General features: G+C 53.6%; 4 protein-coding genes and 3 pseudogenes. 5 read left to right on the top strand and 2 right to left on the bottom strand.

Annotation, left to right across the window (positions count from 1 at the left end; all coding sequences use genetic code 11):
- Nucleotides 1–256, bottom strand: a pseudogene (locus FJT57_RS16750) (IS701 family transposase); the annotation flags it as partial.
- Between the two features lie 681 nt (nt 257–937).
- Here FJT57_RS16750 and FJT57_RS15445 point away from each other — a divergent pair.
- Nucleotides 938–2,215, top strand: a complete 1,278-nt coding sequence (locus FJT57_RS15445; protein WP_144906700.1) for a Cdc6/Cdc18 family protein — start codon at nt 938–940, stop codon at nt 2,213–2,215.
- Nucleotides 2,216–2,812: 597 nt separating this feature from the next.
- Nucleotides 2,813–3,457 (top strand): annotated as a pseudogene (locus tag FJT57_RS15440) (transposase); the annotation flags it as partial.
- A gap of 216 nt (nt 3,458–3,673) precedes the next feature.
- On the opposite strand, the gene FJT57_RS15435 reads toward FJT57_RS15440, so the two are convergent.
- Nucleotides 3,674–4,504, bottom strand: coding sequence for an IS5 family transposase (locus FJT57_RS15435; protein ID WP_144906698.1), 831 nt, complete (start codon nt 4,502–4,504; stop codon nt 3,674–3,676).
- An 82-nt stretch (nt 4,505–4,586) separates the two neighbouring features.
- On the opposite strand from FJT57_RS15435, the gene FJT57_RS17400 reads away from it, so the two are divergent.
- From FJT57_RS17400 to FJT57_RS15420, 3 genes and pseudogenes are all read left to right on the top strand, one after another.
- A protein-coding gene (locus FJT57_RS17400; RefSeq protein ID WP_144906696.1) for an IS630 family transposase occupies nt 4,587–5,587 on the top strand; the annotation gives its coding sequence in 2 pieces (ribosomal slippage) (nt 4,587–5,079 and nt 5,079–5,587; 1,002 coding nt in all).
- A 55-nt stretch (nt 5,588–5,642) separates the two neighbouring features.
- Nucleotides 5,643–6,249, top strand: a pseudogene (locus FJT57_RS15425) (IS5/IS1182 family transposase).
- Nucleotides 6,250–6,838: 589 nt separating this feature from the next.
- Nucleotides 6,839–7,795 (top strand): site-specific integrase (locus FJT57_RS15420; protein WP_238994022.1); only part of this gene is annotated, 957 nt, incomplete at its 3' end.

The raw sequence follows: 7,795 nt of genomic DNA, 5'->3' as shown, positions 1-7,795 counted from the left end.
CATCGGCTTGTTGGAGCAGCGCGAGGCGTTCTTTGTTGAGCTGGTCTTCGTCCCAGTTGTACTCGGTGAGGAACTTGTTCAATGCACGTTCGCTCTTGGCCGGGAGAACGATATTCGAGATGCCCTGAACGGTCTTGTTGCTGGCGGCAACAAGACCTGTGACGTAGGTCTTGGCGTGGTGTTTCTGCCTCGTCGAGAAACACTCGAACTGGTCGATTGACTCAGTGCATGACAGGAACGACGTGATCGGCAGCATCAACGGATCACGTACTCTCTACGCGCTCCAACAGCATAACGTACGAAGTCAAGTAGCTAAAGACGAATGGCCTCCAACACGTTCACGATATTAAGACTGCAAATCATCAGATAGCGCCGATTGTAGTTCCTCATCAGAAATCTCTCTATCCTTGATTGCAGACCGTATTTGATATACGTATGATCTTGAAGCATCGGCAACCTCAGTACTACTTCATTGTTGATCTGATATCGATCCGGATACACAGCTAACGCATTGAGAATGTGTTCTCGTTTCGTGTATTCCTCGTAGGGTTCTGTTGTCGTACTCATAGAAAGCTCGGTGCAATAGTGTTGCTCTTTTAACTACTAACTATATTCTCAACGTGCTAAGAATTAGGACGAATCTCGTGATACGTACGGACACACCCCCACCCCTCATTCAGAGTGAAAACAAATAGCGCCCGTATAGAGCAATTAACAGTAATGACGGAGCTATTAACAACTGCTGATGAACAGCTAACTTATATAGTAGCTGCAAAATTAAAACGGTAAAAATGCAGCATATAGCCAGTTAACGAATAGGATTTTCACTCTGAATGAGGGGTGGGGGAGTTTTATAGAGGAAACTTGGCTCGTGTGATATTCACTCTGAATCCCCTACCATAACCTTATTACGAGTGAGTGTGACAGGCAGATAACAATGCCAAACGAAGGGGGCAACGGGATTGGTGACCCGTTATTCGTCGACCAGGATCCGATTTTCACTCGGAAGGAACTCCTTCATGTGGGACACGTTCCCGGCGAAGACCGCATCGTTGGGAGAGATTCAGAAATTGAGTCGGTAGCCGAGGAGACAGGTGCTGTCGTGCGTGGCGATCCACCAAATAACGTGATGATTTACGGGAAAACAGGAACCGGGAAAAGCCTGGTATCTCGCCACGTGGCTTCTCGAGCAAAAAACGCCGCCCAGTCAAACGGGGTTTCGTGTGACGTCTTGTATGTTGACTGCTCGGAAGCAGATACTGAAACACGTGCGACGAGACAGATCGCAACGAGACTCAAGCATCAAACGAATTATGGGCAGAATATTCCGCATCGGGGTGTTGGTACAATGGAATACTATCGACACATCTGGTCGATACTTGATCTTCACCTCGATGCCGTTTTGATAATCCTCGACGAGATCGACAAATTAGCAAATCCAAACATACTGATGCAGTTGTCGAGAGCACGTGAAGCGCAAAAAACTGAGTGCTACATTGGGATCATCGGTATTAGCAATAAAATTCAATATAAAGATCAGCTAGACGAACGGATCGATTCTAGCTTTGGACACCGTGAGCTCTTTTTCCATCCATACGACGCTGAACAACTCCAAGACATTATGCGGAATCGAACGGATGCCTTCCAGCCCGGTGTCTTGGGATCCGGTACTATCGAGCTCTGTGCGGCATTAGCAGCCAAGAAACACGGAGACGCTCGAAAAGCTATTGATATTCTAAAAGAGGCTGGTGAATTGGCACGGCGAAATGGTGATTCAAAGATTACTGATGGATACATTACGGAGGCGCAAAATGTTGCTGAAATCAACCGTGTTGAGGAATTAACGAGTGGCGGTACTGTTCACGCTAAACTCGCACTCTATGCACTATCGAGCCTTGTGTTGACCAATCCACAAGACCGTTTTTCGACTCGAGAGGTTTACAAACGGTATGAGCAGATGTGTGAATTGGCTGGCTACGATTCAGTCACTGAAAATGGCCTGTATAAGCAACTGAAAGAACAAGCGTTCTTGGGAGTCATTGAATCCACGAAGACTGGCGGTGGTCGATCGCAGGGAAGTTTCCTCCTCTATCGTCTCGTCACAAACCCGGAACATATCGTCAAGGCGGTCCGGCGCGACTCTGGTTTGAAGGTCCTTCCGTCGATTACTAATCTTAAAGACTTGGGGAATGTTCAAAAAGAACTTTCTATCTGAGACGTCCGCCGCGGTACGAATACCGCCTCAGAGTCAGTCCCCGAGACACTCGCCTTGTTCATCTGTAGATTGTTGGAGAGTCTCTTTCCCCCGTACTGCACTTCATGTACCCTGTCGTTGACTGCACAATTAGGCGATGATGGCAGAGATTGCCCTCTCTAATGATCGCTAATCATTGCTTTGGCATTCTATCTGGCAATTAGGTATGGAACATCCGTGTCTGTGTCTTGGCGAGCCCGTTCCGGTTTTCCGGGCGGGTGGTGCACCTATGATAGACGAGAAATTCGAGCTGTCCCGCCGACGGGTGTTTGCTGGAGTCGGCACTATTGGATTTCAACCCGGGCGATTGGGTGATCATCTGCTACAATATTTCCATCAATGACAACTCAGGATACGTCGCGATCCACGGTGGGGAGTTCTCACAAAGTGGTGGAACAACCACGGAGACGGAACCGACGCCTGATAATGGTGAACTCCCCGATAACCTACTGGAACGGGGGTTCAGTGGCGACGTCGGATATTTCTTCACGTGATGATTTGGTTGAACTGAGCCAGACGACGAACCTCAACAGTACCGAACCGATGGGCAGATCTTAGGGCGATCCCACCGGTGGCGGGGTCGCCCGCTGGGTCCACGTCGTTCTGCACTGTTTTCGGCTCGAAGAAGGCCACAGCTACCGTGATAAGCCGAATCGGCTGAAGTATATAACTGTGATTCGTGACGCACTCGGCTTAGATCGGGATGCTCTGCCGGACTACAGCACGATCTACAAACCCTTCGACTGTCGCCGTACCTCCTCGTACTTCCGCCAGCGGTCGGGAGTACCGTACGACACTGAAAGTGAAGACATTAACTGATGTGGAATCGCTGGCGGTTCTTGACGTTCACATCACAGCACGATACAAAGACCGGACCGCAGGTTGTCCGCCGAAAACGCGGACGAGCTGTAGTCCGTCGCCGCCGACAACGGCTTCCAAGACTGCCATACCAAGTACGAGGTCGCTGCATATGACGTTGATTACCTCGTTCTCTATCGTGGATCATCACCGAAAGCAGGTCTGAACAACACGCTCAACCGGACAAAAGGCTACTCACAGCGCTGGATGGTCGAACCGTCGTCCTCGACAGCCAAGCGCTCGCTCGGCGATGCTATGCGAGCGCTCGGCTGGTATCGCCAGTTCCGTGAAATTGTCCTGATGTTCACCATCATCAACATAGTATCACTGTGTGAACCGCTGTAACCGTGGGTCAGCATCTACTCAACAGAGCACTTGATATCGGGACTGAATATTTGTCAACCTATACACTTGGCATAGGGGGTGTGCTAAAATTTTGTCAGCGAATACAGTCTGAATGAGGGGTGTCTCCACGCATTTTGTCAATCTATACACTCTGAATTGGGGGTGTGGTTTATATTAGTTTTGTGTGCTTTGTTGAATCCGATGACGGCGTGGGGATCACTGTTTGAGAGCTTGTTCGAGGTTGTAGACTGCGGCGGTCACCACGAGTTCGCGGAACTCGCGGTACCACGCGCGAGGGTGGACAGCGGGGCCGAATCGACGCTTGATGGCCGAAAAGGCGGTCTCGGCCATCCAGCGCTGGCCGTATAATTCGCTGTCCAACCGTGCGTTGTGTGCGTGATCGTACGCAGCGAACAACCGATGACGCAGCAAGGGCCGGACGCCCTTTGACCGGAGGGCGTCCCGGAGAGATTGGTCGTCATAGCCTTTGTCACCGGCGAGACTCTCGATTTTTTCGGTGTTACGAAGGGCGACTCGACGGCCAGTCTGAGTGTCGTGAGGCCAGTGTGTCGAGTAATGAAGATCGAGGATGGCACACGAATCTGTATCGACGAGCGCCGTCGTTTTGAGCGTGCGTATGTGGCGATCCGAGCGGTGTTGGCAGTGTCTCGATGCCGTTTCGCGGTCGAAGAACGGGGCATCGATGACTCCGTGCGAGCCCGGATCGCAGATGGTCGCGGACTCCCGAAGGAAGCCGCGCCACACGGATATGGGCACCCTCTCGAACGACCGGTACAGCGTTGAGGGTGCGGGAAATGCCGTTCGAGCGAGCTGTAACAGACCACGAACGCGATCCATTTCGCTCGCCCAATCCACGATCTCGCGGTACGTCGCGTCCATGTGAACCCGCAAAAAATGGAGCGTGACATGCTTCCACCCGGGAAATCCGTTGCCAGTCGGATCACTCACCGCCGTTGGACTGGCGGCACAGCGCTTTTGAGCCAGCGACACGGCTTGCTTAACGAAGCGGAAGAGGAGTTTAGGCACATTCGGCTCTGGTGAATCACTGTACTGCGGCAGGATATAGTAACCATTAGAATTTTCCGCCCGTAGTACGCTGAGTGATCTAATGGATCATCTTGACGAGATCTCCGTCAAGGAACTTCAAGACGCTCTTGACAACGTGGACGGAAACAAGCCGACACAACGGTTGTTAGCGGCAATCGCGTACAAAAATGGCGTCACTCAGACCGAACTTGCTGAGTGGCACGATACTGGTCGAAGAACGATCTATAGCTGGCTCAAGCGACTCGACACCGACGAGTCGCTTGAGCAGGCTGTAACTGATGATAAAAGAACCGGTAGAAAGAGAAAGTTATCAGATCCAGAGCAAAAAAATTTCCAAGAGACTGTTCACGAACCGCCGGAAAAAGCTGGGATCGACGCGCCGGCGTGGACGCCGGCGCTCGTCCAAGAGTATCTCGAAGAAACGTACGGCGTCGAGTATTCAATCCCGAGTTGTCGGCGGTTGCTGAAAGAAGCGGGATTGAGTTATCAAAAACCGCGCCGGAAAGCCGCCGAATCCGACGAAGACGAGCAAGAAGCGTTCCACGACGAGCTCAAAAAAAGCGGCGGGAGATGGACGCCACCGTAGTCTGTATCGACCAAACCAAGAAATCTGTGCAAGTCGAGCCGCGTGCCGCGTGGTTTCCGCGCGGCACGCGGCCCTCCGTCGAACTCTCTGGCCAACGCGACTGGACGTGTCTGCTGGGCGCGATCACCGAGAACGGTGATCGCTTTTTCTCCCGATTCGAAGAGTACGTCACCGCCGACCACGCAAAACATTTCATTTTAGCATTATGCAAAGAATTCGAAGATAACTTGATTGTGGTTCTAGATGGAGCGCCGTATTTTCAGGCGTCGGCCGTCACGGACCTAGCGGCCCGTGACGACCTCGCCTTCGTGACGTTACCATCGTATTCGCCGGAACTGAATCCTGTCGAGGAGTGCTGGAGACAGCTTCAAGCGTCTCTTAGCAACCGCTTCTTTGACTCACTCGACGAGCTGACCACAGCGATCGATACAGCTCTCGACCAACTCTCGATCCCACAAGTGAGCAACTATTTCTAACATCTACTATAGGTCGTCAAATCAAAGGAAGTGAAGCGGGAAACCCGCGGTGGTTATGTCGAGAATCTCCCGCTTCACCAAGAAAGCGGTCACGTTAGCTAAAAATGTTGTTGGCGGCTTCGCCGATTACGCTCTTGTATCGCTGCACTGTCTACGGATTTACCTCGATGAGTCGTACCGCAACGCCCTCGATCTGCTGAGCGAAATCCGCATATATTGGCCGAAATCGACCTCGAAGAGGGCTATCTCCCTGACCACTCGACATTGTTAAAGGCGTTTGATAGGTTTCAGGTGAAGGTCTGGCGAGTGCTGCTGCGCCTGTCGGCGCAGCTGCACGACCCCTCAGGTCACGCCGCCATCGACGCGACGTTTTTTGACCGAGAAAACGCACGACACACAGTTCGGCTGGCAGGTCGCTGCCGACAAGGGCTACGATTGGATGGATTTACGCGAGAAACTGCGTGAAGAAGACGTGAGACCGCTGATTAAGCATCGTATCTTCCGGCCCATCGATACCGACAGAGATCGATGTATGAGACAGTCTTCTTGTCGATCAAGCCACGCACGGCGACGCCGTGCGTGCGCGAACGTGGTACCGCGAATTTCGTGAACTCGTCGTAAAATGTGTCGTTTACAACATCAAGCGAGCAGTGAAACAGTGAAATCAAGCGCCGTATGGCGATTCACCAGTACCAATAATTGGTTCGTCTGTACTAAGCGATTCGTGAGTCTCCTGTACCGACAGTTCAGAGAGAACGGTCAAGATTGTGACTGAGACAAGCAATGGTGAGTTTATCGAGTTGCTTCCACCATCATTGGGGTCGTACTGTTTGAGTGTTGTGGCGTAGGAAGTCGCGCGCACGGTAGCGATATGTGTGTAATAATTTAGAGATCTTAGTCGACCAGGCCGTCTTTACTCCGGTACACTGAAGGTAACTATCAACTAACTATCATTTTGTAGCGGGCTACCTTCCGAACCTGTGCGCAACTACAGGGATTTCGTTTAGTATATCATCATACGATTTATCGCTGTGTTTGAATCGTATATCTGGGGATAGAGCCCTCCTACCGTGGAAACATTGGCTATGGGGCTTTCCTGAATTCTGGTCGTGATTATTCCGGTAATCACGACCACTTTGAAGTACCCCGCCGCCGTCGGTGAAGCACGAATGCTGCAACCGCCTCACGACGACGCTTCCCCCAGGGTAGAGGACCCGAGACCGGGGCTGCAGGACGGTGGAGGGCCGGTGAATGCCTGACCGAGCGCTTTCGACGCCGCTCGACGACAGCTTCGAGCGCTACCTCCAAGACAAGGGGAAAGGCCGGGGCGGCGGCGGTGGGAACTATCGACGTAACGCTGCACGCGAGCTCGAACGGTTCGCCGAGTGGGCCGCCGGCGACCGCGGCGCCGACGACTGGACCGGGATCGTTCCCGATGACGTCGACCGCGAGCCGACCTTCGACGACCTCGACGAACGCGTGTTCCGGGAGTACGCCCGACGTCTCGGTGGAGATCGGGGACTCAAGCAGAACACGGTACAAACCTATTACCGCTATATCTCTGCGTGGTGTGGCTGGTGCGTCAACGAGGGATATCTTGAGGCCCACTACGCGCAGCGAGCGAGTGCGATGGCGCCGCTGCCGGAGGACGACGGTCGCAAGCCCGGCGACCAGCAGGCCTGGACGTCCGAACAGCGCCACGTCCTCACCCGTCACGTCGACGAACGGGCCCGCGACGCCGTCGAGGCGTACACGACACTCCCGGAGGATACTGATCCCCTCGACAAGCAGCGAGCACGCTACGCGGCGTTGAAGGCGGCTCGTGACCGGGCGCTGGTGTTTGTCCTCGCGTACACCGCCGTCCGCGTTGGCGAACTCCTCCGCGATCCGAACGACCCGCGCCGGCGCGGCGTCCGCTGGGAGGATCTCTCCCTCGACGACGGGAGTATGGACGTCTACCGGAAGAAACAGCAATGGGATGCCGCGAGCCTTCCCGATCCGGTGATCTCGCCGTTGCGAAGCTATCGCCAGTTGATGGACCCACCAACGGAGCGCTGGCCGGTGTTTCCGACGTTCGACCAACGGACGCTCGCAGGGCTCGTCCGGGAAAACCTCGCCGAACGAGGGGAACGCCCAGAAGCAATCATTGAACGCCGTGCGGAGTACGCTCGCGACCTGCTGCTGGCGCTCGATGTGGACATTCGGCCG

The organism is Halobellus captivus, assembly GCF_007655485.1.
GTDB lineage: Archaea > Halobacteriota > Halobacteria > Halobacteriales > Haloferacaceae > Haloquadratum > Haloquadratum captivum.
Note: the sequence above shows the minus strand (reverse complement) of the source record. Positions and strands in the feature narration are given on the sequence as shown.

What these genes read in the sequence shown, in the direction of transcription:
- FJT57_RS15445 (WP_144906700.1), top strand. Translation starts at nt 938, where the DNA reads ATGCCAAACGAAGGGGGCAACGGGATTGGTGACCCGTTATTCGTCGAC.